Origin of the sequence: Mesonia ostreae (genome assembly GCF_031845265.1) — a bacterium.
GTDB classification, from domain to species: domain Bacteria; phylum Bacteroidota; class Bacteroidia; order Flavobacteriales; family Flavobacteriaceae; genus Mesonia; species Mesonia ostreae.
In genome coordinates, this window is record NZ_JAVRBG010000001.1 from 137,216 (window position 1) to 164,199 (window position 26,984).

24 protein-coding genes and 1 tRNA gene are annotated in these 26,984 nt (G+C 34.9%); 9 read left to right on the forward strand and 16 right to left on the reverse strand.

Annotated features, from left to right (window positions below):
- The first annotated feature begins 463 nt into the window (after window positions 1-463).
- From RLT85_RS00670 to RLT85_RS00680, 3 genes are all read left to right on the forward strand, one after another.
- Window positions 464-1,174: a DUF4197 domain-containing protein gene (locus RLT85_RS00670; protein ID WP_311400116.1), complete on the forward strand. Its 711-nt coding sequence runs from the start codon at window positions 464-466 to the stop codon at window positions 1,172-1,174.
- Window positions 1,175-1,342: 168 nt separating this feature from the next.
- On the forward strand, window positions 1,343-1,519 hold the full coding sequence (locus RLT85_RS00675; protein ID WP_311400117.1) for a Lacal_2735 family protein: 177 nt from the start codon (window positions 1,343-1,345) through the stop codon (window positions 1,517-1,519).
- Between the two features lie 23 nt (window positions 1,520-1,542).
- Entirely contained in the window at window positions 1,543-2,469 is a 927-nt protein-coding gene (locus RLT85_RS00680; protein ID WP_311400118.1) for a mechanosensitive ion channel family protein, read from the forward strand.
- Here RLT85_RS00680 and RLT85_RS00685 read toward each other — a convergent pair.
- Genes RLT85_RS00685 through prfA form a run of 3 tightly spaced genes read right to left on the reverse strand, consistent with a single transcriptional unit; the run spans window position 2,466 to window position 5,212 of the window.
- Entirely contained in the window at window positions 2,466-3,254 is a 789-nt protein-coding gene (locus RLT85_RS00685) for an ABC transporter substrate-binding protein (protein ID WP_311400119.1), read from the reverse strand. The two genes, RLT85_RS00680 and RLT85_RS00685, sit on opposite strands and share 4 nt — an antisense overlap.
- 11 nt (window positions 3,255-3,265) lie before the next feature.
- A complete protein-coding gene (gene pyrF / locus RLT85_RS00690; RefSeq protein ID WP_311400120.1) occupies window positions 3,266-4,093 on the reverse strand; it encodes an orotidine-5'-phosphate decarboxylase in 828 nt (275 codons plus the stop codon).
- Window positions 4,094-4,135: 42 nt separating this feature from the next.
- On the reverse strand, window positions 4,136-5,212 hold the full coding sequence (gene prfA, locus RLT85_RS00695; RefSeq protein WP_311400121.1) for a peptide chain release factor 1: 1,077 nt from the start codon (window positions 5,210-5,212) through the stop codon (window positions 4,136-4,138).
- A 376-nt stretch (window positions 5,213-5,588) separates the two neighbouring features.
- Between prfA and RLT85_RS00700 the strand changes: the two genes are divergently transcribed.
- Window positions 5,589-6,257, forward strand: a complete 669-nt coding sequence (locus RLT85_RS00700; protein ID WP_311400122.1) for an ATP-binding cassette domain-containing protein — start codon at window positions 5,589-5,591, stop codon at window positions 6,255-6,257.
- Here the strand turns inward: RLT85_RS00700 and RLT85_RS00705 are convergent.
- The 10 genes from RLT85_RS00705 to RLT85_RS00750 form a co-directional block, all read right to left on the reverse strand.
- Entirely contained in the window at window positions 6,241-7,278 is a 1,038-nt protein-coding gene (locus tag RLT85_RS00705) for a DUF3078 domain-containing protein (RefSeq protein ID WP_311400123.1), read from the reverse strand. The genes RLT85_RS00700 and RLT85_RS00705 overlap by 17 nt on opposite strands.
- 33 nt (window positions 7,279-7,311) lie before the next feature.
- A complete protein-coding gene (locus RLT85_RS00710; protein ID WP_311400124.1) occupies window positions 7,312-8,490 on the reverse strand; it encodes an AIR synthase related protein in 1,179 nt (392 codons plus the stop codon).
- Window positions 8,491-8,666: 176 nt separating this feature from the next.
- Complete coding sequence (locus tag RLT85_RS00715) at window positions 8,667-10,184, reverse strand: carboxypeptidase-like regulatory domain-containing protein (RefSeq protein WP_311400125.1); 1,518 nt, start codon at window positions 10,182-10,184, stop codon at window positions 8,667-8,669.
- Between the two features lie 29 nt (window positions 10,185-10,213).
- A complete protein-coding gene (locus tag RLT85_RS00720) occupies window positions 10,214-11,569 on the reverse strand; it encodes a CsgG/HfaB family protein (RefSeq protein ID WP_311400126.1) in 1,356 nt (451 codons plus the stop codon).
- Between the two features lie 34 nt (window positions 11,570-11,603).
- A complete protein-coding gene (locus RLT85_RS00725) occupies window positions 11,604-12,008 on the reverse strand; it encodes a curli production assembly/transport component CsgF (protein ID WP_311400127.1) in 405 nt (134 codons plus the stop codon).
- A gap of 11 nt (window positions 12,009-12,019) precedes the next feature.
- The gene (locus RLT85_RS00730) at window positions 12,020-12,793 is read right to left on the reverse strand and encodes a CsgE family curli-type amyloid fiber assembly protein (protein ID WP_311400128.1); all 774 of its coding nucleotides are present in this window, start codon (window positions 12,791-12,793) and stop codon (window positions 12,020-12,022) included.
- A gap of 13 nt (window positions 12,794-12,806) precedes the next feature.
- On the reverse strand, window positions 12,807-13,328 hold the full coding sequence (locus RLT85_RS00735) for a hypothetical protein (protein ID WP_311400129.1): 522 nt from the start codon (window positions 13,326-13,328) through the stop codon (window positions 12,807-12,809).
- Window positions 13,329-13,471: 143 nt separating this feature from the next.
- Window positions 13,472-14,938: a curlin gene (locus tag RLT85_RS00740; RefSeq protein ID WP_311400130.1), complete on the reverse strand. Its 1,467-nt coding sequence runs from the start codon at window positions 14,936-14,938 to the stop codon at window positions 13,472-13,474.
- Between the two features lie 516 nt (window positions 14,939-15,454).
- Window positions 15,455-17,641 carry a glutamine synthetase III family protein gene (locus tag RLT85_RS00745; protein ID WP_311400131.1) on the reverse strand — a complete coding sequence of 729 codons (2,187 nt, stop codon included), beginning with the start codon at window positions 17,639-17,641 and terminating at the stop codon, window positions 15,455-15,457.
- A 116-nt stretch (window positions 17,642-17,757) separates the two neighbouring features.
- Entirely contained in the window at window positions 17,758-18,705 is a 948-nt protein-coding gene (locus RLT85_RS00750) for a calcium/sodium antiporter (RefSeq protein WP_311400132.1), read from the reverse strand.
- 364 nt (window positions 18,706-19,069) lie between these two features.
- On the opposite strand from RLT85_RS00750, the gene RLT85_RS00755 reads away from it, so the two are divergent.
- The 3 genes from RLT85_RS00755 to RLT85_RS00765 all read left to right on the forward strand — a co-directional run bounded on the left by RLT85_RS00755 (window position 19,070) and on the right by RLT85_RS00765 (window position 20,029).
- On the forward strand, window positions 19,070-19,255 hold the full coding sequence (locus tag RLT85_RS00755) for an SsrA-binding protein (RefSeq protein WP_308865296.1): 186 nt from the start codon (window positions 19,070-19,072) through the stop codon (window positions 19,253-19,255).
- Window positions 19,256-19,395: 140 nt separating this feature from the next.
- Window positions 19,396-19,472 (forward strand) — tRNA-Arg (locus tag RLT85_RS00760).
- A gap of 89 nt (window positions 19,473-19,561) precedes the next feature.
- Window positions 19,562-20,029: a GNAT family N-acetyltransferase gene (locus RLT85_RS00765; protein WP_311400133.1), complete on the forward strand. Its 468-nt coding sequence runs from the start codon at window positions 19,562-19,564 to the stop codon at window positions 20,027-20,029.
- A 265-nt stretch (window positions 20,030-20,294) separates the two neighbouring features.
- Here the strand turns inward: RLT85_RS00765 and RLT85_RS00770 are convergent, their stop codons facing one another.
- Genes RLT85_RS00770 through RLT85_RS00780 form a run of 3 tightly spaced genes read right to left on the reverse strand, consistent with a single transcriptional unit; the run spans window position 20,295 to window position 22,200 of the window.
- Complete coding sequence (locus tag RLT85_RS00770) at window positions 20,295-20,942, reverse strand: hypothetical protein (RefSeq protein ID WP_311400134.1); 648 nt, start codon at window positions 20,940-20,942, stop codon at window positions 20,295-20,297.
- 11 nt (window positions 20,943-20,953) lie between these two features.
- Window positions 20,954-21,577: a hypothetical protein gene (locus tag RLT85_RS00775; protein ID WP_311400135.1), complete on the reverse strand. Its 624-nt coding sequence runs from the start codon at window positions 21,575-21,577 to the stop codon at window positions 20,954-20,956.
- Window positions 21,578-21,579: 2 nt separating this feature from the next.
- The gene (locus RLT85_RS00780; protein WP_311400136.1) at window positions 21,580-22,200 is read right to left on the reverse strand and encodes a hypothetical protein; all 621 of its coding nucleotides are present in this window, start codon (window positions 22,198-22,200) and stop codon (window positions 21,580-21,582) included.
- A gap of 388 nt (window positions 22,201-22,588) precedes the next feature.
- Here RLT85_RS00780 and RLT85_RS00785 point away from each other — a divergent pair, with 388 nt between their 5' ends.
- Together RLT85_RS00785 and RLT85_RS00790 are read left to right on the forward strand one after the other, a co-directional pair.
- On the forward strand, window positions 22,589-23,014 hold the full coding sequence (locus RLT85_RS00785) for an HYC_CC_PP family protein (protein WP_311400137.1): 426 nt from the start codon (window positions 22,589-22,591) through the stop codon (window positions 23,012-23,014).
- Window positions 23,015-23,146: 132 nt separating this feature from the next.
- A complete protein-coding gene (locus RLT85_RS00790) occupies window positions 23,147-26,938 on the forward strand; it encodes an efflux RND transporter permease subunit (RefSeq protein WP_311400138.1) in 3,792 nt (1,263 codons plus the stop codon).
- Window positions 26,939-26,984 lie beyond the last annotated feature (46 nt).

Here is a 26,984-nt window from a genome sequence, read left to right on the forward strand (position 1 = left end):
ATCTTCCCATAAAAAATATACACGTTTAAAAAATACCCAATATTGGGTATTTTTTAAACGACTATCCTGTGTATCTTTACCATATCAAGATTATCTTATAGGGGGTAGATAATTTGACTTTTAAAACAAGTTATATTGTTTGGGCAACGGTTTTTCCATTTGGATAAAATCGTTGTCTTTTTTTATGTTTTTAGGTGTTGATTTATAATATTCGATATTTTTTATATTTAGTATTAATTTTTCTTCCAAAGTCTTTTATACTGCCCTCCATCTCTCGGGTTTGTATTTTTTGAATAATGATAAAAGTAATAAGGAGTTGACCAGTTTATTACAATCAAGTCTTAGTTCTTAGGTCTAAAAGTGAAGCGGTCTTAAGTCTTATTTATATGCCGATACTTTCGTTCAAATTTTAATTTCAGATAAATTAGCTTTATTTTAGAGCCATAATTCAATCCATTAAATAATGATAAAGAAAGTTTTAGTATTTATATGCATCCTAAGCTTAAGTGCCTGTGCCGAATTACAAACCATTGCAGATAATTTACCTCAAGAAGGATATGGCTTAAGCAATGATGATATTGCCAATGGACTTAAACAAGCTCTGGATAAAGGAATTGATCAACAAGTACAAAAACTTACGCAAGAAAATGGTTTTTACGGAAATTCCGCAGTAAAAATTTTACTTCCAGAAGAACTTCGTAAAGTAGAAAAAGGCTTAAGAGATATAGGCTTAAATAGTTTAGCCGATGAAGGTATAAAAGCGCTAAATAGAGCCGCCGAAGATGCCGTAAAGGAAGCTACTCCCATCTTTGTTTCCGCAGTAAGAGAAATGACTTTTGCAGATGCTAAGAATATTCTTATGGGAGACAATCGTGCCGCTACCAATTATCTAGAAAGTAAAACCAACTCTACTTTATATCAAAAGTTTAATCCTGTGATTAAAAACTCTTTTAGTAAAGTTGGAGCAGACCAAATTTGGAGCAATCTTATTCAGAAATACAATTCTATTCCACTTGCGCAAAATGTAAATCCAGACCTTACCGATTATGTGACTAAACAAGCATTAGAAGGCGTATTTACCATGATTGCTAAAGAAGAAGTAGAGATTAGAAATAACTATTCTTCTAGAACTACAGATCTCTTAAGAAGAGTATTTGCTTTACAAGACAGGTAATAAATCAAACTTATAAGTATTTTAAATAAAGGTCAGACAATTTTCTAATTTTATTTTGTTAATTTATTAAGGATAACTCTCAATTATTCGTAAATTTTAAAACGCTATTAACTCTCTTTAATATGATGTAAAGAGATTCGCCAGTATCTTTGTATAAAATTGAAGAAGATGGACTGGATAAAAAGTAAAACGAGATTAGAGCGGTTAAAAGAGAAGTATTGCCAACTTATGAAGCGTGCCTATCGTATTGCTCCAAGAAGTAAATCGAAAAGTGACGCACTCAACGAGAAAGCCAAAATGGTTTTAATTAAAATTAGGATGTTAGACTTCAATCATTTGCACTAAACTAATCCATTTTAAAATACCCTATGAGTATATCTATATCTATTTCTGAAAGAATAACCAATTCACTTCATAATTATTACGATTATTTAATAAGCGTTATTCCCAGAATAGCATTAGGTGTTTTCATTATAATACTTGGCGTTCTCTTAGCCAACTTAATTACCAATTTTTATAGAAAGAGATTCTTAAAAAAAGCAAATGATGCTCTAATGGCTCGTTTTTTAGCGCAAGCCATTAAAATCGTTCTTGTCATTATTGCTATAATGATTGCCCTAGAAGCTGCTGGTCTAAGCAGTATCGCTACAGGTCTTTTAACGGCGGCAGGAGGAGCAGCGATTGTTTTGGGATTTGCCTTTCAAGACATTGGCAAAAATTTTCTTGCAGGAATTATTTTGGCTTTCAACCGTCCTTTCAATATCAACGACACCATTATGATTGGAGAGATCTTCGGAAAAGTAAAAGCTCTCAATTTTCGATATACACATATAAAAACTTCCGATGGAAGAGATATTTATATTCCCAATAGTGACGTTCTTACTAAACCTGTAGAAAATTATACGGCCGATGGTTTTTATAGAAATGAATTTATTGTGGGGATAGGATATGAAGATAATATTGATGCCGCCAAAAAGCTGATTCTAGAAATTATAAATGCTAATGAAGATATAGTTCATGGAGAACCAGACCATGAAAATTTTGTCGTTGAAACCGAATTAGCTGCAAGTACTGTTAATCTAAAAGTATTTTTTTGGGTGCATACGCTAGACTACCGTGTAGCTTCAAGAATTTTAAGAGGACTTGTAATTAAAAAAGTAAAAGAAGCGCTAAGTGATGCTGGCTTTAATCTTCCTGCAGATATTACAGAATTAAAACTGTATGGAAACGAAGAAGATATACCTTTAAGAGTAAGAAAAGACCCTAGAGATATGCTGCCGTCTAGCACAGATTAATTTTCGGTTTCGTGCCATTTAGAGAAGTAAGAAAAAGCTTTTTCTAATCGGGATCCATACCAACTAAAATACTCTCCATCCACAAATTTTATTTTCTCTTTGGGTACAAATTCCTCAAAGTATTTGATGTGTTTTTCACTAAACGGAAAAGGTTCTGACGACAATAAAATGTAATCTAAGTCTGGCAAATTTTGAAGCTCTACTTCTGGATAGCGAGAAATTTCATGAAACACATTTTCAAACTTATTCTCGTGCAATAAATAATCGATAAATGTATTTCCGCCAGCGACCATATAAGGATCTTTCCAAATAAAATACGCTACTTTTTTAATGGGTTTATCTGCAATTATCTTCTGAAAGTTGCGATGCTCCTGCTGAATAGATTTAATTAATTCTGAAGCTTTTTTAGCCACTTGAAACAGTTCTCCATATTGCTCAATTAAAACATAACTGTCTTCTAGAGTATGCATCTTAGAAACATGAACAGGAGCTATTTTCTCCAATTCCTCTACCATTTCTGCCGTATTTTCCTCTTTATTGCATAAAATGATATCGGGATGTATGGCTTTAATTTCATCCAAATGAACCGATTTGGTTCCGCCAACGATTTCTTTTTCATCGCGTAAATGCGCGGGATGCACACAAAATTTAGTAATGCCCAACACATTTTCTTCCAAACCTAAATCTACCAAAAGTTCAGTTTGACTAGGAACTAATGAAACAATGCGCTGCGGAGTTTCCTCTAAGTGTATTTCTCGTAAAAGTTGGTCTTTAAAAAGGGGCATTGTGAATTTCTTTAATATTCCTTTTGGTGATTTAAAATCTCTTCCATTTCTTGTTGTAATTCTTTGGCTTTTAATGCAGCGGCCTCAGCAAAGTTTGCTTCCGCGGAAGCGTAAATAATTCCTCTAGAAGAGTTTATAAGTAAGCCTACGTCATCATTAAGACCATATTTACAAACTTCGGCTAAACTTCCGCCTTGAGCACCAACGCCAGGAACCAAAAGAAAATTATTGGGAGCTATCGCTCTAATTTCTTTAAAATATTCGGCTTTCGTGGCTCCTACAACATACATTAAATTATGATTATTCTTCCAAGTTTGAGAAGTTTGAATCACTTTCTTATACACTTCATCTCCGTCGACCTTTTTAGTTTGAAAGTCAAATGCACCCCGATTAGAGGTTAAGGCCAATAAGATGGTATGTTTATTTTCGAACTCTAAAAATGGCACCACAGAATCTTCTCCCATATAAGGCGCCACCGTAATCGAATCGAAATTTAAATCGCTAAAAAAAGCTTTCGCGTAGCGCGTTGAAGTATTTCCTATATCGCCGCGTTTCGCATCGGCAATCGTATAAATTTCAGGATAATTTTGATTAAGATAATGAATCGTCTTTTCTAAAGCTTTCCATCCTTTAAGTCCGTAAGCTTCATAAAAAGCCATATTAGGTTTATAAGCCACCGCCAAATGATGCGTGGAATCAATTATGGCTTTATTAAAAGCAAAAATAGGATCTTCTTCCTGCAATAGGTGCGAAGGGATTTTGGCTAGATCAATATCTAGACCTATACATAAAAAAGATTTCTTTTTGCGAATCTGCGCTACAAGTTCATTTGTGGTCATAAAGTAAAATTAAAAAGCCCGCAAAAAGCGGGCGTCATGGGATTAAAAAATACCTGAAGATTCTTTAAGTTTTTCTGTATTAGCTACTAATTGCAGCTCATCAATAATTTTTTGAATGTCTCCATTGATGATGTTTTGCAAATCATATAGCGTCAAGTTAATTCTATGATCGGTTACTCTACCCTGTGCGTAGTTATAGGTTCTAATTTTCGCACTACGATCTCCGCTAGTTACCATAGAACCCCGTTTTGCCGCATCTTCTTCCTGCTTCTTGGCCAACTCCATATCGTACAATCGAGAACGCAGTACTTTAAAAGCTTTCTCTTTGTTTTTATGCTGCGACTTTTGATCTTGACATTGAGCTACCAAACCTGTAGGCTCGTGGGTTAAACGAACTGCAGAATATGTGGTATTCACTGATTGACCTCCTGGACCCGAAGAACAGAAATAATCTATTCGCACATCTTTCGCTTCAATATGAACATCAAATTCTTCTGCTTCTGGAAAAACCATCACCGTGGCAGCACTGGTATGCACTCTACCTTGAGTTTCGGTTTGCGGTACTCTTTGTACCCGGTGTACACCAGCTTCATATTTTAAAGTTCCGTAGACATCATCTCCAGAAACCTCAAACTGAATCTCTTTAAAACCACCATTGGTTCCTTCATTAAAATCTACCGTACTTACGTTCCATCCTTTACTTTCACAATATTTAGTAAGCATTTTAAAAATATCTCCCGCAAAAATACTAGCTTCATCTCCTCCCGCTCCCGCACGCACTTCGACAACAGCATTTTTAGCGTCTTCTGGATCTTTTGGCACCAACATCATTCGTATTTTCTCCTCCAAACCAGGCAATTGACCTTTCGCTTCTTCCAACTGCATTTTGGCCATATCTACCATCTCGTCATCACTACCATCTGCAATAATTTCTTCCGCCTCGGCAATATTTTCCGTAAGTTCTACATAGATTTCTCGTTGAACCATAAGGTCTTTAAGATCTTTATATTCTTTGGTAAGCTCTACGTATCTTTTTTGATCTGAAATAATATCGGGTTGAATGATTAAATCATTTATCTCGTCAAATCTATTTTTTACTATATTTAATTTATCTATCATAGTGTTCTCCTATTGGTACAAATTTACGATAATTTTCGTGAATTTTTATAGTAAAATTTACTTCGATAATTTTTCGTACTTTAGAACTTATGCAAAGAAAAATTTTATTGCTGCTTTCTTTTTATCAACAATTTGTATGGTTTTCTATGCTTCTAAATCTTTTCTTTATCCTTTTAAACACATCTATTCACGTTGCTGTGACTTTCAAATTAGTACTTATGGCTTTTCTTATTTTTAGAAAATCCTTCAGTAGAAACAGTTCCTACTTTCTGTTTTATATACAAACGGGGTTGAGTAAAAGAACACTCGTTATTTTTTCGATGCTTCTTGATTTAACTATTCTTTACGGAATTTATTCCGCGAAAGCTGTTTTCTTATGATTCTTGAAGTAGATAATATAGAACTAAGTTATGACGGAAAATTAATCTTAGATGCAGTGTATCTAAAGGCTGAAACCGGTAAAATCACTGGTATTCTTGGTAGAAATGGCAGCGGAAAAACCAGTTTGCTTTCTATTATTTATGGGATCACTTCCCCTAAATATAAACTGATTCGTGTTGACGGTCTACCTATTACCAAAAAAATGTACAAAACAGGACTCATCGCTTACCTGCCGCAATTTTCTTACCTACCTACACATATGACTTTAAAAAAAGCTTTTTATCTTTATGAAATCTCTTGGAAAGATTTTGTTGCCAAGTTTCCTTCATTTGAAGCTTTGAAAAATTATATAAAAGCTGAAATTTCTGGCGGAGAATTAAGATTAGTAGAAACCTATTTAATTCTACTTTCTGAGGCTAAAATTTTATTGCTAGACGAGCCTTTTTCTAATTTATCTCCTCTTTATATAGATCAACTTAAAGCGATTCTCTTTACAGTAAAAAAAGAAAAAGTTATTTTGCTAACAGATCATTTTTATACGGATGTTCTAGATGCGGCGGACGAGATTTATTTATGTAAAAATAGAAAATTAAAGGGGATAAAAAATCAGCAAGAATTAATTGAAAATGGTTATTTGCCTCTAGATGCTAAAGTTCTAAAATAACTCCAATTCCCAACTGCTGCTTCCATTGTACTTTAGGACCTACTTCTACCTGTTCTCCATTTGCATTTTCTTCTTTTGCCTTAATATCATCGTCATATTTTAAATGAGAACCTATTTTAGCCAAGACAAAGTTATTCACTCTAAAATTTAAATTAAGTTCCCAATTGACGTCAATATTTCCGAAATTGTTGAGGTAATCTGTGTAAAATTTTAGCTTATTGGACAGTCCTATATTATCAAACAATTTGGTATTAAACTCACTGGTTATCAAAATCCCAACTTCGGTTCGCGTGTTTTCACCTTTTTGTATCACATTGCCTTCTTCATCTCGAATAGCTGGGGTTACCCCAAAAGAACCTGCGTTTGCCAAGTCTTGATCCCCAACAATCGTAGACTTTACAGTTAATGGTGATGCGTATAAGTTGAGAAAATCTAGATTTCCGCCGTACTCTGATCCAATCCCTACAAAAACATAAGCAGGTGACATAAGTGTAGAGATCTCATTGGAAACATCTGGATAATTATATCCGTTAGAAAACTGGGTTTGAAAGTTTAATTTTGCCGAATAAAACCAATTAGAAAGAGTATCTTTTCGGAAACCAATAGTAGAGTTGATTTCAAAATTATCATCCGTTTTTTGAATAATTTGCTCTTTTTGCTTTACGATACCATATCTCGCAATGAGCTCATTATTCCAACGTATATTTGCCCGCTCGTAAACTCTATTTAACTCTACATTTAATAAACCAGAAACAGAGTTGCTTCCTCCTGCGTTCCAATTGACAAAAGCGACTTCACTAACATCTAAACCAATGGCATTTCTTTGCTTCCAAAAGGTTTTATCTGGATGTCTTTCCCTGATTTTTTTAGATCTTTTAGGTAGAATGTTAAAAAATACAATCTCTTTAGGTTTTAATTTTACAGCATATACAGAATCTCTGGGAAGATTAAGTGTATCTTTTTGCGCAAAGGCATTAAAACCAAATAAAAGGATGCATATGAAGCTAAAAAATTTGCCCATGTCAAAGTTGAATGAAGTTTAGAAGTTAGATTTTTAGTATTCGAAACTTCCTAAATCACTAGTTATGGTAAGTTTCTTTCCATTCTCCATGCCTTCAACTCTTCCTACAATTTTTGCTTCCACTCCAAAAGATTCAGCTATTTTAATCACTTGTTGGGCATAAGCCTCTGGAAGATAAATTTCCATACGATGTCCCATATTAAATACTTGGTACATTTCTTTCCAGTCTGTCTTACTCTCTTCTTGAATCAATTTAAAAAGCGGTGGTACTTCAAACATATTGTCTTTAATAATATGCAAATTGTCTATAAAATGTAAAATTTTGGTTTGCGCTCCTCCGCTACAATGTACCATTCCGTGAATCTCATTGGGCGTTAGTTGTGCTAATATTTCCTTTATAATAGGTGCATATGTACGTGTAGGAGAAAGCACTAGTTTTCCCGCATCTATAGGAGAACCTTCAACCTTATCTTTTAACTGTTTACTTCCAGAATAAATTAATTCTGAAGGAATAGAATTATCAAAACTCTCTGGAAATTTAGCTGCTAAATCTTTATGGAAGACATCGTGGCGTGCAGAAGTTAAACCGTTACTACCCATCCCGCCATTGTATTCTTTCTCGTAGGTTGCCTGTCCCGAGGAAGACAAACCAACAATAACGTCTCCTGCTTTGATATTGGCATTATCAATTATCTTATCTTTTTTAATTCTAGCGGTTACGGTAGAGTCTACGATAATGGTTCTCACTAAATCTCCAACATCTGCGGTTTCACCACCTGTAGAATAAATCTCTACTCCAAAATCTTTTAATTCTTTAATCAATTCTTCTGTACCATTAATGAGAGCAGAAATCACTTCCCCAGGAATTAAGTTTTTATTTCTACCAATGGTAGAAGAAAGCAAAATATTATCTGTTGCGCCCACGCATAGCAAATCATCAATATTCATAATTAATGCGTCTTGAGCAATTCCTTTCCAAACCGAAAGATCTCCAGTTTCTTTCCAATACATATATGCTAAAGAAGATTTAGTACCAGCGCCATCTGCATGCATAATTAAACAATACTCCTCATCTTGGGTAAGATGATCTGGAATAATTTTACAAAATGCCTGAGGAAATAATCCTTTGTCTACATTTTTAATCGCGTTATGCACATCTTCTTTTCCTGCGGAAACTCCACGCTGTGCATATCTTTTACTGACTTTATTCATCGCATCATTGTATTATGAGGCAAAAGTAAGTAATTCTAAAACAAACTTCTCATACTTAAAGTCAAATATTATATTCCGCTAAGAGTAATTACATTTTTTGCATTAATTCTCTTAGGAAATATATACATGGCTTTCTCTCATTCTCTTAATTAGCTTCTAAGAAAAGTAGGCTAAAATTATTGCCATTCTGGCATGGAAGCCTCGGTAAAAAGCTCATTATCTTCTACACCTCCACTAAATAATAAGGAAAATATTACTGGACTAGCTCCAAAGTTATTGTTCACCCTAGTGAATATAACACCGCCTTCTGTTGGAGAAAATCTGCAGTGGTATTCATTCTGCCCTTGGACGGCATCTGTTGGTATTTGGATGGATGTATTGTTGGTTATATCATATACAAACATCCTAGCTTCAAATTGTCTATAAATTTGATTTTGCGATTGAGAAACATCTCGTGAATATAAAACCTTATTGGCATCTGCGGTAATATCTATGGAGCCAGCAGCACCTTGAATATTATCCAGAATTACTGTTTCTTCTGCGTTGGTGGAGAGCCTATAGGTAAAAAGCCGTACATTATATCCTTGATAGTTATTGGTTTTAAGCAACAATAAATCTGTATCAAAATCAGGAATTTCTACTTCAGAAATTAAAGAACCATCTGCGGTTTGATACATTAAAGTACGGTTGCTACCATCATTATTAATACGGTATAATTTGTCAAAATTTGGGTAATATAAGTAAGCTCCATCATCAGACCATGTATACGTTATTTCTTCCAGTCTAAATCCACCTACAGGCACATTGGCTGTAACCTGTGTAATATTTGTACCATTTAAATTGATCGTAAATAGTTGTGCATCTCCTCCTACAGTGCGCAAAAATGCAATTTTACCTACAGTATTGTTTTTTCTTGGTCTAAAGCTATTTGCGTTTTCACTAGTTACTTTAAAGAGATTTTGATCGACAGAAGTAGAAGTAGAGTCTATTGCATCTCCCGAATAAATTACATTATTACCATTTTCTTTTTTTACGAAGAAATACGGATTATCGAGAGCAGTTATTGTTTTAAATTCACTTATAGATGACTCGGTAACTTCACTATCATCGTCTTTAGCAGAAACCTGCCAAAAATATCTTGTACTTAAATTTAAGTTGTTAACGGTAAAGCTGGTATCGTTTACAATTTCGAACTCTTGCATTTCACTAGTAGTACCGTTGCGTAGGTTCAAGGTATAATAAATATCATCTTCTTCCGGATCTGATGCTTGCCAAACAAACTCCACTTGTAGTCCAATATTTTCGGCACCATCTTCTGGATATATAAGTTCTGGCTGCGTGGGAGCTTGATTTTCTGTGTTTTTTCTTTCTAGATTAATTACCACTTCTGCAATACCGTCTTCTACTACATTTACAGGTTCAAAACCAGTTCTATAATCTTCTATTTCAGCTTGTATCGAATAACTATCTACTACTATTTTTAACAAAGAAAACTCTCCACTCTCATTGGTAAAGGTGGTTGTAGATGCAGGATTTGTAGAGATCTTAACATTTTGTATAGGCTCGTTAGTTTCTTTATCTAATACCTTCCCGGTAACAGATCCTATGCGTTCAAGATCGAGTGTATCTTCATTACAACCATAGATTGCAACGATCAAAAATATGGAAAAAATATAATAGTATTTAGTTTTCATCGTATGTATGAGATTGCGTTTATACTTTTCTAAAAATTAAAATAATAATCTAACCCAAGGCCAAAGTTGTAGTAAAAATCATTTCTCTTTCCGTTTACCATGGAATCCAATTGATCACTAAACGAAATATTATGCTCTGCAAAAAGTTTTAGACCTAGACGCTGCGAGAGGTAATATTTTAAACCTGCACCGTATTGCATTTTGAGAAAGGTATCGGTTTTTTGCTCTGTAGAGTTTTCAATATTATACACGACTCCGCCACCAGCATAGATATACGGAGACAGATCATCATCTGGTAAGATATTAAAATAGGCATTTAAACTAGCATCACTAAACATATCAGAAAATTGTTTTCCACTATCTAATTTAAAAACAGACCCTGTAAGACCAAATCCCAAATTATTTGTTATTTTTTGTTGGTATTCTAAACGAGCCAAGTAACCGGGTTGCTTTTCTGTATAATCACCATCAAATAAAGAAGCTCCTCCAGATACACTCAAAATACTCTTTGCAGTTCGCTTCTTTAAAACTCTATTATAAAGCTCTATAGATTCTTCTTCTTCTTTTTCTTTAACATAATTCTCCACTAATTCTTTGTTGGTTTCCTTCCCGGCTTTTGTTGACCAAAACCGATCCTCGATACCCTCTATGATCAGATCATGAACGGCTTTTTCAATGGCATCTTTAACGGCTATTTGTAAAGGCTCGTTTCTTGTAATACCCGTTTCGGCTTCTAACAAACGTTGAAATTTTACAAACCGAAAATAACTAGCATCTAAAGACTGAGAAAGTATGGTTTTTGAAACATAAACAGTTTTCAAAATTTCTCCATTACTAGTAGAGACGGCTCTTAGATAAATTGTAATACGATCTTGTCTATATTTTGTTGCGCCCCCAATTCCAAAATATCGCGCCCCAATTCCACCGGTAACTATATTGGTATCGTAAGAAATTATACCGCCTTCCAATAAAAGACCTGCATAAAGTAAAGGTGGTAATGGAGGCTCATTGGGATTTAAGTTTTTTATATATTCTTGTTTGGTATTCCGTATAATGCTACGCTCTGTAGATAAATTACTAAGATTTTCTCTTTCAATAGGTAAAAAGTACCCCGAATCTTCCAAGGCTTTAATTAAAATTGTGGTTGCACCCTGAGTTACGGCAGTACTAAATGTGCTTCCGTTTTCGACAGGCTTATATTGCCCTGTTTGATCGCTAAAATTATAAACAGCGACTTCTACCCGATCTGCAGCTTCTGGCAAGTCTAATAAACCTTGAGTAGATTTTGAAAATTCTCCAACTCGAGAAGGGGTTTGCTGAAAGGGTTGATTAAAATAAGCCCCACAAGAATTTAAAATGAACATAAGACCGGTTAGTGCAGCCAATTGTATTTTTTTTATCATAAGTAGTTAAGTGTGGTTAATTAGGAACTATTACCTGTGTCTGTTCGCCATTAGAAGTATCGAGAATATTAATTATCAAACCTTCATTAGATTCAAAAACTTCTATTTCTAAACTACCAAAGCTGAAGGTACCTGGCTCCGTCAGCGCTCCAATGCCATCAATTTGTTGTTGTAATAAACGTCTAGATATTTGACTCAAAATTTGACTATTTAAGGTTTCTCCAAAACGATCTAAGTCAGATTTTTCATTCTGCTGTTTTCCTGGAGCAGTAAACCCATTTTGAGCGCTGGCAGAACTTAACATCCATTGATAATTAAATGTCTCCCCTCCAAAAGCGGGATTTATTGGTTTATAGGTTAATTGCTGTGCACTTAGAGAACATCCAAAAAAAATAAGAATTAAAAAAAATGTATATTTCATAGTTGCAGTATTTAATATCTCGTTATCTGTTGATTTTGCTGTTGCAAACGCTGTAAATGTGCAATTGCACGATCTAGAGCTGTTTTAGCCATTTTTTTTAAAAAATCTTTCCTAGGTTGAGAAAAAAATTGCCATACTAAATCATCTCCCACTTTTACACTAATTCTTGTGGTACGACCACGTCCCGGAGCCTCTTCAATAGTAATATTTTTAGCTGATATTATACCTCTATTATAATAATCTGAATAAAAATAACGGTAAAAATCCCTACCAGCTTTTGTTAATGTGTTTTCAATAATTAATCCATTAATTATAAAACCATCCTGAGGTTTAGCTTGGTCTTGCGAGTTGACTGCTATTTTTTCTCGTTTTGGATCAATTTCTGTTCTACCACCATCTTCCAGTACGATACGATCTTTACCAATCGTTTTTCCATCTTTATCGTAAAGAAGTAAGACTAAAATTATTTTTCCCTCTTCATTAAAATTTATATTTGCTTGAGCAAGAAGCACTTTATCGTGACCTTCTATAAAAAAATTGTTGGCTTGACTACTTTTTGACGTATTGCCATTGTCATCGCTACTAAAAACCATGAATTCATATTGTAAAGAATAATCAGACGGGGTTAAGTTTTCTGCGGATGCTTTAAAAGTTGTAAACTCACTACTTCTCTCAATTAATATTTCGGCTTTGATCTCTTTATTATAGTATTGCGCATGCACTACACTAATCGGTGTCAAACCAAAAATTAAAAAAATTAATATGAAGTAGATATATTGTTTCAAAATAAAATCTAGTTTACTTATAACTCCGTATAATAATGTCGGGAGAATTTTCTGTTTGTTTAAACTTTAAAGACTTCGTAATTTCATTGGTACCAAATCGCTCAAAATAATTTCCTCCTTCTTGTGTTAATTCAAGCGATGCATCTACATTACGATCATACACAAAATCTTTTACTAAGTTAAAACTTCCATTTTGAAGTATATTAGTATAGATCGTATTTGCGGTATAATCTAAATTTACGCCGTTTTGATCTCCATTTTGAATTAAATTAACTTCACTAGCATTTGTATCTGTGCTAATTGCAGCCCGATTGCCCTCTCCTATTTGTCTAATAAAAACAGTATTATTTGTCAAAGTACTATTTTTTGGATTTACGCTATTGCTTATACCCAAAGCTTTAAATAACTCTGGTGTAGCCGCTTGGGCCTCTCCTGCTGTCTGCACTTCTGTATTTTCTTTCTTAAAAGTTTGCGAAAAGCCTTGTAGACCAATAAAAATAAAAATCAAGAATGCAATGGGTGTTAAAATTTTCATAATGATAAATATATTAATTATTTATTAATAATGAGTCCTATTTATTAAAATAAAGAGGACATCATTATTATGAGTCCCCCTTATCTATTAAATTACTTGTAATTTCACAATTACTCAGAACTTAATGCTGTGTTAAAAAATTCTTAACATCCTACACAAGGCTGATCGATAGTGAAATCCTGAGGTGTTTGTGGCGTTTCTGGCGTTAGAGCTCCAGGAACTTCACAATTGATAGCATCTGCACTAAAGTCTCCACCTGGTCCTAACTGAAGAATATCAGCTACGTTACCTCCATTAGGCATTCCAACTGGCATACCTCCAGGAAGATTTTGCTCCACACTATAACTATGCCCTCCACGTTGCACCAATAATATTTGGTTACATTCTCCTCTTTGAGCTGTTGTAGCACGGTTACTATCACCATCTTGGTAAGTATTCACAAGATTATCATGCCCTCTCTGCGTAGAAAGAGCTATGTTATCATCACCCATTTGTCTTTGGTAGGCTATGTGATCAAATCCGTTTTGACCAATACCCGCTTCACTGTTTGTTCCGCTTTGGTCTTGACGTGCATAGTTTCCTGCGCCCATTGTTGAACCATATAGATTTTGAACCATAAATGCAGAGTTACCAGAGTTAGATTGATTTTGTTCTGCGTAGTTTGCATTAGAGGGATCATCACCGAATTGACGAATATCTGCTTCGTTTTCGTGTCCGCTTTGATTTTGAAAAGCAATACCTCCAAAAGAACCTAAACTTTGAGAACCATTGGTAATATTATCTACCATTTGTAAGTCTCCCCAAATTGGATCGAACATGATTCCAGTAGTTACATTACCTTGTGCGATAATACCAAAGTTACCAGTGTTACCTGAATTTGCATCTGTAACTTGATCTTGTTGCGCATAGTTATCGTCTCCAGACTGGAACGTACGTGCTATATTTCCCGCACCTGCACCAAGTTCTTGTCTTACAATAGAATTGTTATTATTACCAACTTGCTCTACTTCGGCTTCATGACCATCTGTTCCGTTTGGACCAGCTTTTTGACGAATAAAAGATGTATTCTCGTTACCTAACTGAGTAGTCAAAGCAGCACTATTATCCCAAGTTTGGAAAGTTAACGCATTGTTATCTTCTCCATCTTGATCAATGGCTGCAAAGTTATCCTCTGCATTTTGGTTATTACCTTGCTGAATAAGTGCTTTGTTTCTTGCACTCGCATCATCATTTTGGCCTTGACGGGTAATAGCATTATTTCTATCACCTTGCTGCCAAGTTGTTGATTGGTTTTCTGAACCAGATTGCAATACTTCAGCTAAATTTAATTCACCACTCAATGGATTCACTACTCCAGTTTGCCTAACACGTGCTAAGTTACCTCCCATACCAGAACCATCATTTTGGTTGGTATAAACAGACTGACTTGTCCCCGCTTGACGAACCCATACTCGGTTATCGTTTCCGTTTTGAACAGACTCTCCCGTATTGGCTCCAGCTGCCGCACCTGCTTGTGCTGCAACTTGAGAAGCTTGTGGAGCTCCACTTACTTGAGCGAAACCAATCGCTCCAAACATTAATGCTGTTGCGCATAAAATTACTTTTTTCATAATATAAAGTTTTATAATAAGTTAATGTCTTAGGATTTCCTCTTTGAGAAATCACATAACTTTCTTTGTTTAGATGTTTATAAATAAATCACCTCAACAATAATTTGCTCGTTTATAAGCTTATATTATACTTTTAATCTGATTAGTTTTTAAACTACCCCCAAATTTCAGTATCCTACCAGTAAAAACCTTGTTGCATGCATTACAACAATAAATTTGACATGTCTTAATTACTTAGGACTAAACTACTTGAATAAAACAAGCGTGACAATAAAAATTATGAATTCTCGTTATAAAACACTTTATAATCGTTATAATACATACATTTAACCTTAAACGCTATAATGATTCACTTAAACGTCTGTAATTTTGATACTTTACTAATTTAAACCTAAAAATTAAAGATAAATCAGTGTTTTACACCCATGAGCTCTTCAATTTATGCTTATTTGAGAAGCAGAAACAAAAAAACCTGCACTTAAAAAGTACAGGTTTTAATAAAGTTAGTAATTGCTTCTATTTGGTAAATAATAACTCTCTATACTTGGTTAGAGGCCAAATTTCATCATCTACCAATAATTCTAATTTATCACAATGGTAACGAATAATTTCAAAATAAGGTTTTACCTCCTTGCTATAAGCAAAAGCTTTATCTTCTGAATTCTCTATTTTATTTGCTTTTTTACGCTCCTCAATCATATCGGTAATTCCAGAATTGATTTTCTCAATATGGTTAGAAATATTTTCAATAATCACCAATTGCTCTTTAGCATACTTCTTAAAATCCTCTCCATAAATCTCCTTAAGTCCCTTCACATTTTTAATGAGTACATTTTGGTATTTTATCGCAGTAGGAATAATATGATTTCTAGCAATATCTCCTAATACACGTCCTTCAATTTGAATATGCAAGGCATATTCCTCTACCTCAATTTCGTGTCGAGATTCTACCTCCACTCTATTCATTACCCCCACACTCTCGTATAAATCTATCGTAGATTGCGCTTTTTTAATTTTTAAAGCTTCAGGAGTACTTTTATGGTTGCTTAATCCGCGTTTTTCTGCTTCTATTTCCCATGCTTCTCCGTAACCATCACCTTCAAAACGAATGCGTTTAGAGTCTTTAATGTATTCTCGCAGTACGTTGAAGATAGCATCATCTTTCTTCATCTTGTCTTTCTTAATCAAGACATCTACTTCTTTTTTAAATTCCTGAAGTTGTTTAGCAACAATAGAATTTAATACAGTCATAGGGTTCGCACAATTGGCGGTAGATCCCACTGCTCTAAATTCAAATTTATTTCCAGTAAACGCAAAAGCAGAGGTTCTATTTCTATCTGTATTATCTAAAAGAATTTCGGGTATTTTCCCTACTACATTCAGTTTTAGTTCCGTTTTTTCTTGTGGAGAAAGTTTACCATCGGTTACTTTTTCTAATTCATCTAAGACTTCCGTTAACTGAGATCCAATAAATACCGATATAATTGCTGGAGGCGCTTCATTTGCTCCAAGGCGGTGATCATTAGAAGCCGTAGCAATCGTTCCTCTTAAAAGCTCTTCATTATCATGCACCGCTTTAATGGTATTGACAAAAAACGCTAGAAACTGAAGATTTTTCATAGGCGTAGTTCCCGGACTTAACAAATTAACTCCAGTATTTGTTGCTAAAGACCAATTATTATGCTTTCCACTACCGTTAACTCCTGCAAATGGTTTTTCGTGAAAAAGTACTTTAAAGTGATGTCTTTCTGCTACCTTCTCCATCACATCCATTAATAAGGTATTGTGATCTACTGCTAAATTAGCTTCTTCAAAAATAGGCGCTAATTCAAATTGATTAGGCGCTACTTCGTTGTGACGTGTCTTTACAGGAATTCCCAACAACATGCACTCATTCTCCATTTCTTTCATGTAATTAAGTACACGAGAAGGAATAGCTCCAAAATAGTGATCGTCTAATTGCTGTCCTTTTGCTGGAGAATGTCCTAATAAGGTTCTTCCAGACATCATAATATCTGGTCTTGAGCTCGCTAAAGCGGAATCGATTAAGAAATATTCCTGCTCCCAGCCTAACGTAGCAGTAATTTTAGTCACCTTTTTATCAAAATATTTTGCTACCTGTGTCGCAGCTTGGTCTAAGGAATGTAATGATCTTAACAGCGGCGTCTTATAATCTAAAGCTTCCCCAGTATAAGAAACAAATACGGTAGGAATGCAAAGCGTGGTTCCAAATATAAATGCAGGCGATGTGGGATCCCAAGCGGTGTAACCTCTAGCTTCAAAGGTATTTCTAATTCCGCCGTTAGGGAAACTAGAAGCATCTGGTTCTTGCTGAACCAAAGCACCTCCACCAAATTTCTCTATAGCTGAACCATCTTCTACAGTTTCAAAAAAAGCATCATGCTTTTCTGCGGAAGAACCTGTTAAAGGTTGAAACCAGTGTGTATAATGAGTAGCTCCTTTAGAAATAGACCATTCTTTCATTCCTGTAGAAATATGATCGGCTAAATTTCTATCGATTTTAGAACCATTCTGAATTGCATCCATAACGCTCTTGTAAGAATCTCTCGTAAGAAATTGACGCATGGCTTTTTCTCCAAAAACATTCTTTCCGAAGATTTCTGATCGACGTGCTGGTTCTTGAAAAATAATTGGTTTACGGTGAAAACTTTCTTTTAATGCTTCAAATCTTAATTTTGCCATCTATTTATTTTTAAATTGTATGACAAAAATAATTATTTCTACAAAACACCCTTCCAATTGAATGTTAACATATTATAAAAATATGTTATTTTTAATAACACCCCCCTAAAAAAAGTCTATTCCAAGAAAGTTAATGCAATAAAAATAGCGTAAGCCGAAAATATGATAATCCCTTTATATCTACTAAAAACAAATTTCTTGGGTAAAAATACCAATGGTAACAGTATAAAAGCAAAACCCAACATCCAGAAAATATCATTAGTTAAAATTTCTTCTGATTGCATAAATATGGGCTTTATAATTGCCGTGATTCCTAAAACTGAAGCAATATTAAAAATATTAGATCCAATAAGGTTACCAAGAGATAAGGCTTTCTCCTTTTTTAACGCAGCAATTACAGATGCTGCCAGCTCTGGCACACTTGTACCTACCGCAATCATGGTTACCGAAATAACGCGCTCACTTACTCCAATTTTAGTCGCAATATCTACAGCTCCTTTTACCAAGAAATCTGATCCAAAATAAAGTGCAGCTCCCCCTATAAGCAACCATATAATTATTTTAAAATAAGAAACCACCTGCAAGCTATCATCTACATCTTCTGTAGCCACTTCATCATGTTTTCTTGCCCGTCTAATCAAAACCACCAAGTAAATAATGATGGCGATCACAAAGCCAATTCCTTCAGTTCTAGAAATATTTCCTCCTGTATATAAAAAGAAATACAACATCACCGAAAACAACATCATCACTGGCCAATTGAATTTATAAAAGTCTTTATCTATTTCTAGGCTGCTAATAATAGCGGTAATACCAAGAACCAAACCTATATTTGCGATGTTAGATCCAATGACGTTTCCTAAGCTAATGTCTGAAAATCCGCTGAGAGCCGCTTGCAAACTCACCAATAGCTCCGGCATAGAGGTCGCAAAAGAAACCACTGTAAGTCCAATAACCATTTTAGAAATATTCAGCTTAAAAGATAGCGCTACTGCAGAGCGTACCAAGAACTCCCCTCCTACTACTAGTAAGATTAAACCTAAGAATAGAAATAAAATAGACATATATTATTTTTTTGCGAAGATAAGGGTTTTCTCTTTCTGAGAAATTAAAATATGAACTAATAAAGTAGATACTAAAGTATAGACTATAATGTTAGATTGAGAAATGCAACTTGAAAATAAGTTTTAGAAATTGCCCGCTAAAAATAAACAACTTCAAAAGGTTCACGCTTTCCTTTGGATGTTCTTGCAGTAAAATAGAAGTAATCGGAATAAATTTTTTACAGCAAAAAAATTCCTCTAAAGAAAAAGCCTCAAATGCAACAAAATAAGTGGATGTATAGAAAGCTAAAACCTATAATTTTCTTAAAAACAGAATCCTTAAGCACTTGTGGCCTAAGGATTTTGTATTTTTAAAATAAAAACCATGGGACTTAAAACCACATTTTTTAGAGGACTTTCTAAACTTAACAAAGTTATTTTACCCAATTACACCAAAAAAGGTCTTGATTTGCAAAAAGCTTCAAAATTTCAATTAGCCATTATTGGTTGGAAAGCTTGGGTTACCAAACACGCCTCTACCAACCCCAATCAGAAATTGCTTCAGAATTAATATCAATTTAAAAGATAGTGGTACTTTTTAGCAATTATCTCTACCTAAAATAAAAAAGCAACAGTTCAATTTAAAACCTAAATTTTAAACAAAAACTTTTGCTGTATTGAAGAAAAGAAATATATTTGCATTCTCAAAATGGCCTTGTGGCGCAACTGAATAGCGCACCTGATTACGGCTCAGGAGGTTCCAGGTTTGAATCCTGGCAAGGTCACCATTAAAACCAGTACTTTACAAAGCTTTTGTAAATACTGGTTTTTTTTATTTGCACACTCTTTACGTACTTTTATAACCTATACCGCGAGTATGAGCTTCACAAAAATTAAAATATTAGAATTTTCTGATGACCTACAAGAACCTATTAAAACACTCAATTATGAATGGCTACAAAAATACTTTGAATTAGAAGAGAAGGATATTATTTCTCTTTCCAATCCCAAGAAAGAAATTATAGATAAAGGAGGATTTATTTTTTATGCAAAATTAAACGATGAAATAGTAGGCACCTATGCCTTACTAAAAAGAAAAGAAAATGTTTTTGAAATGAGTAAAATGGCGGTATCCACAATAGCTCAAGGCCGTAAAATTGGAACCACGATGCTGGAACATTGCTTGCGTTTTGCAACTCAAAAAGAAATAAAAACTATAATTCTATATTCCAATACTCAATTAGAATCTGCAATTCATCTATATCGAAAATATGGGTTTATTGAAGTGGACTTAGAAACAGATATGTATGAAAGAGCCAATATTAAAATGGAGAAACATCTCTAATGCTTTTAGTAGTAGAAAACAGGATTTTCTCACAAAGATCGTTAGTTTTTACTAGTCATTTCAATTTGTTATCAATTCATATCATCAATTCTTTATAGTTTTTGATGCAGATTTAAAAGATCAATCTATTTTAAATTCCTTATAAAAAAATAATTGATGAAAATTACAGTTAAAAAAACCGCTAAAGTACTTAGCGGTTTTTACATATATAATCCAATGTTGCAAATGCAATCTAACTGAAGCAGTAGATTACAAAAACACCTTTTTAAAACCCTGCAGGAAGAGGTACTGTCTTCGTAGCTGCTGCCCCCATATCTACCTGTTGCGGTGTATCAAAAACTTTAGTGATAAAATTATTTCTGTAAACTATCACCTCCATATAAATATCTACAGATTGCGCGAGATTCTCCCCTACATAAAATCGGCTATTATTAACAGAAGCATTTAACCACCAAGTGCCATTCTGCTTGTAAGCATAAAATTGTTGCCCTTCCACTGGATTAGTTGTGTTCGTCGACTTAAAAGAGATATTGGTATCACCATTAAGATTAAAATAGTAGCCTTGCACGGCTAGCGTATATTTGTTAACATCTATCTGTGTATTATAACCACCATCTAAACCAAAATTAGATACATCATTAAAAGCAAATTCTACATAGTTTAGAGGCCCAAAGGTACTGTTACTAACATCATATTTAATCTTAGAGCCATCTGCATCACTTATCATAAGCAATTTGGAGTCTGGATCTTCTGTATACTTTCCAGGATTTTCTAAGTATAATTTGTTTTGAACCAAAACTTCTCCTGTAACATCTAATGTAGCAGTGGGAGTAGTATTATTAATACCTACCTGCGCAAATAAGTATATACTTTGGAAAAAAATGAAAATAAAAAAAACGTATTTCTGATTCATAATATTCTTTTTTAAAGTTCTGTAGGTGCAGCAGCAGATCCTGTATTACTACCATTAAGGTTTACCGATATAGGAGAAAGAGATTTAAAGTATTTTCTGTCATATATAATGAGCGATACAGAATACGTAATCGTATTGTTAGCCACAGCATTCAATGTTCTATTTCGCATTTCTATATGCCAAGTATTACCTTCTACAAACACCCTATACACAAAATCACCTATGGCGCCATTACCTCCCTTGGGAATCGATTGACCTTCATATCTAAAGTTGGCAACCCCTACAATGTATTTACTAGCATCAAACTGTAAATCTACGTTAGTCACATTATCTCTTTGCAGGTTGGTAAACTTATAATCTGCAATATTTACAGGAGCCACTGGTATTTGCGTTAAATCTAGCTTTGCTACTTCCCCTGGAGGCACAGAGTTAGACAAACGAACCAAAAATTTATAATCATTTGTTTGCAAAGTTCCATCAGGAAAATTACCGACTTTCAACTCGTCCTGAACCAAAAGCGAACCATTTATATCTAGCTCGTAGCCTGAAGTAGGGCTCGTGGTGCCGATTCCGACTTGCGAAAATCCAAATGTAGTGCAAAACAAAAATAACAAAAGTGTTAAGTTCTTTATCATAATTAATCAATTACAGGGGTTGCGGCAGCGCCAGCTCTTGTGCCGTTCATATTAACAACTTGTTGGGGAAAATCTTTAGAAAAATCCTTAGATAAGATTAATGTTCTAATTACCCACACACCTTGATTAGCGGTAACTGGGTTCGCAGATGGATAATCAGCAATAAGATGCCAAGTTCCACCATCTACATAAGCAGAAATATAAGGAATCGTAAAATTACTTGGATTGGAAGACATCTCTAATCCTTGATTAAAAAAGGCAGAAATGATGGTCACCACATATTCAGAAGAGTTGATATTCGTATTAAAATCCAACACCCAATCCCCATTCATATTACTTAATCTATATTCTTGAAAATATGCAATAGCAGTACCCTCAACTCCAGCATCTAATTCTTTTACGAAACCGTCTCCTTGTTGCCCTAATAAAATAGATTTATCTGTAGCTCCAACGGGATTCAATTCATTAATTTGAATTCCACCATTCACATTCATATCTCCACCAACTTCTAACTTAGTTCGCGGATTTGTGGTATTTATCCCAACATTATCAGTTTGCGCTTGAAGTATCGGAAGAAACCCGAATAAAAAACTCACATAAATTAAAAGACTCCTACACTTCATAATGTATAATTTTATAGTCCGCAAATGTATAAAATAATAATAATATAGCAGTAACTAATTTAAATTATTGAGATATCATTAATAAATTGTCGTTTTAAAACATATTTATCGGTTAAAGTGTGTTTTTTGCTTTAAAAAATTACTAAAAATATAACTACTTCATTTCAAATTTGAAAAATAGATCATTTTATTATAGATATGCTTACCCTACTAATAATAATAATAATAATAGTTGTAAACTAAAGCATATAAATAGCTATTTAACCGTATGCTTCTGCAACTACGCAGTTGTAAATTTAATGTTACTATTTCCATTTATTTTTTCTGTAATAGTAAAAAAGTAAGTTAAAAAAAAAGTAATTGAGGTGGTTTTTCATACTTTTACACTATGAAAAAATTTCTCCACAATGCAATGGCGGTTTTTATGGTAGCTGTAGTTCTTATGACTACCATGTCTTTTACGGTAGATATGCACTATTGCGGAGAAACATTGGTTGATTTTTCATTTACCCAACAGGTAGAAACCTGCAGGATGGAAAATAATAAAAACGAAAGCCTTGGCAGTTGTGAGAGTCCCAAGATGTCTAAAGAATCTTGCTGTTCAGATAAACAATTGGTACAGGAAGGACAAGATAACCTTAAAACTTCATTTGATCAGCTTACTTTAGAGCAACAAATTTTTGTTACCTCTTTTACATATACCTACATCAATCTATTTGAAGGAACAGAATCTAAACAAATTCCTTTTGTAGATTACGCACCTCCCTTTGTCAAACGGGATGTGCAAGTGCTGCACCAAACCTTTTTAATTTAAAATATTAGACACTCCCCGCTTTTACTGGGGAAATAAGCCCAGCAGTATTTCTGTTTTGGGCAAATTTTGTTGTTTCTCGTGGTTAGAAATAACGCTTCAGCTTTCTTATAACTGTCTAATACATTACATCTCATGCTCAATAAAAGCATCAAATTTCTTATAGAAAATAAATTGATTGCTATTTTGCTTTTGGTTTTATTTATAGGATGGGGACTTATACACGCGCCGTTTAATTGGAATATGGGTGGCTTGCCTACCAATCCCGTAGCCGTTGATGCCATTCCTGATATTGGCGAAAACCAGCAAATCGTTTTTACCAAATGGGAAGGTCGCTCGCCGCAAGATATTGAAGACCAAATTACCTACCCCCTAACCACGTCCTTATTGGGTATTCCTGGGGTAAAAACTATTCGTAGTTCTTCTATGTTTGGCTTTTCTAGTATTTACATCATTTTTGAAGAAGATGTAGAATTCTACTGGTCTAGAAGTCGTATTTTAGAAAAACTCAATTCCCTACCGGCTAATTTATTACCTAATGATGCTCAACCCGCTTTGGGCCCAGATGCAACAGGATTAGGACAGGTATTTTGGTACACCTTAGAAGGCAGAGACACCCAAGGCAAGGTTACAGGAGGCTGGGATTTACATGAACTTCGCAGCATACAGGATTACTATGTTAAATATGGTTTGTCATCGGCAAGCGGAGTTGCAGAAGTAGCCTCTATTGGAGGTTATGTACAAGAATACCAAATTGATGTTGACCCAGAAAAAATGCGTCAGTATAATATCGGTTTAACCGAAGTTGTAAATGCTGTGAAAGAATCTAACCAAGATATTGGTGCACAGACTTTAGAAATAAATCAAGCTGAATATTTAGTACGCGGATTAGGTTATGTAAAATCGATCGCCGATATTGAAAATGCAGTAATCACTTCAGAAAACTTTACCTCCATTCGCATAAAAGATCTAGCGCGGGTGCAGTTAGGACCAGAAACAAGGCGTGGTATTCTAGATAAAGAAGGCGCAGAAGTGGTTGGTGGTGTCGTTGTGGCTAGGTATGGCGCCAATCCCTTAGAGGTTATTAATAATGTAAAAGATCAAATTGCCGAAATTTCCTCTGGTCTTCCCACAAAAATTTTAGCCGATGGCCGCACCTCAAAATTAACGATTGTACCTTTTTACGACCGTTCTCAGTTGATTCAAGAAACCCTATTTACGCTTAATGAGGCTCTTACGCTAGAAATTTTAATCACCATTCTTGTGATTATCGTTATGGTTTTTAATTTAAGAGCATCTATTCTTATTTCTGGTCTGCTGCCTGTTGCGGTTCTTATGGTTTTTATTACCATGAAACTTTTTGATGTAGATGCCAATATTGTTGCGCTCTCTGGGATTGCGATTGCCATTGGTACTATGGTAGATGTGGGCGTCATCCTCGCCGAAAATATGATTCGGCATCTAGAAGAAAATGACAATCATACTATTGAGAGTGAAAAACTTGGCATAAATACAGTTATATATAATGCTACCGCAGAGGTTTCGGGAGCTATTCTCACTGCGGTTCTCACCACCATTATTAGTTTTCTACCCGTTTTTACGATGATTGGCGCAGAGGGTAAATTATTTAGACCGCTTGCTTTTACCAAAACGATGGCCATTGCTGCCTCGCTAATTATCGCACTTTTCTTAATTCCACCAATAGCCGCATTTTTGTTTAGAAAAGTGAGCATAAAAAAAACGTTTAGGTATGTAATCTATTCGTTGCTTGTGGTGTTGGGCATTGCAATTATCATTTACGGTAATGCATTGGGTTGCGTACTTATTGCTTACGGCCTTAACGGATTTTGGTTTAGTAAGAATTCAGCAGAGAAACAACTCATCGCTATTTCTAAGTTTCGTTTCTTCGTTTCTCAAAATCTCGTAAACGTCATCATTTCCGCGGCAGCGATTGTATTGTTATTAGCTGAATATTGGCGTCCCTTAGGTTTTGATAGAAGCATCGCTATAAATCTACTTTTTGTAGGAATCATCTGCTTTGGTTTGCTAGGTATCTTCTCTGTATTTCAAAACTATTATCACAAGATTTTGAGTTGGGCACTTCAAAACCGAATCTTATTTTTAATGATTCCCACTACCGTATTGGTTCTAGGGATCCTTATTATGAGAAATACGGGTAAAGAGTTTATGCCCGCGCTTAATGAAGGTTCATTTTTATTAATGCCTACTTCCCTACCCCACGCTGGTGTAGAGGAAAATAAACGTGTTTTGCAACAGCTTGATATGGCGGTTGTCAGTATTCCTGAAATTGAAACCGTAGTAGGAAAAGCAGGTAGAACAGAATCTGCGCTCGATCCCGCACCCATGTCGATGTATGAAAATGTAATTTTGTATAAGTCTGAATATGCCGTAAATGCTGTAGGCGAGAAACAACGTTTTAAAGTGAATGAAGACGGGTTTTTTATGCTGAAGAATGATAAGTTATTCTTTAATACAAATATAGAGGTCAGTTCGAGCGTAGTCAAGAACGCTAGGAATAACGGAAGCATCTCGACTGCACTAAATGTGACCCGCAAGAATCTCATTCCCGATGAAGACGGAGCGTATTTTAGAAACTGGCGACCAGAAATACAATCGCCAGATGATATTTGGAACGAGATTGTAAAAGTCACCAAACTGCCGGGAGTTACTTCTGCTCCAAAATTGCAACCCATAGAAACCCGACTGGTGATGTTGCAAACAGGTATGCGAGCTCCCATGGGTATAAAAGTTATGGGACCCGATTTAAAAACCATAGAAAATTTTGGCTTAGAACTAGAAGAGATTTTAAAGCAAGCTGAAGGGGTTAAAGAACAAGCCGTTTTTGCAGATCGTATTGTAGGAAAACCTTACTTATTAATCGATATAAAAAGAGATCAATTAGCAAGATATGGTATCTCAATTGCAAAAGTGCAACAAGTGCTACAAGTGGCGGTTGGTGGTATGCCGCTTACTCAAACGGTAGAAGGTCGAGAGCGTTATGGGGTACGAGTGCGCTATCCTAGAGAACTACGTTCAAATCCAGATAAAATAAAAGACATCTATGTTCCCGTTGCAAATGGAAGCCAGGTGCCGTTGGGCGATTTGGTAGAAATTAAGTATGAGCAAGGACCTCAAGTTATAAAAAGTGAAGATACCTTCTTAATTGGCTATGTGTTGTTTGATAAATTGGATGGCTTTGCGGAAGTAGATGTGGTAGAAAACGCACAAGCACTCATCAAAGAGAAAATTGAAAATGCTGAGTTGACCATTCCTAAAGGGGTGAGTTACAATTTTACAGGAACCTATGAAAATCAATTACGCGCAGAGAAGACACTGGCGCTCGTGGTTCCCTTATCCTTAATTATCATTTTCATTATTTTATATTTTCAGTTTAAATCGGTTGCTACTTCGCTGATGATTTTTACAGGTATCGCTGTGGCATTTGCTGGTGGCTTTGTGATGATTTGGCTTTACGGACAGGATTGGTTTTTCAATTTTAATTTATTTGGTGAAAATATGCGTGAGCTTTTTAATATGAAAACCATCAATCTAAGTGTAGCGGTTTGGGTTGGTTTTATTGCCTTGTTTGGGATCGCTACAGACGACGGTGTCGTGATGGCCACCTACCTAACACAAACTTTTGATAGAACAAAGCCTACAGATAAAAAAGCAATACGAAGCGCAACTTTAGAAGCCGCAGGAAAAAGAATTAGACCTTGTTTAATGACTACCGTAACGACCGTTCTTGCCCTGCTTCCCGTTTTAACTTCTACAGGTAAAGGAAGTGATATTATGATTCCAATGGCCATTCCCATTTTTGGAGGAATGCTTATTGACGTCACTTCCTATTTTCTTGTGCCCGTGCTGTATAGCTGGAAAGCCGAGTGGAAGGTGAGAAGGTTATAAGCTATAGGTTGGAGGTTGGAGGTTGGAGATTAGAGATTAGAGATTA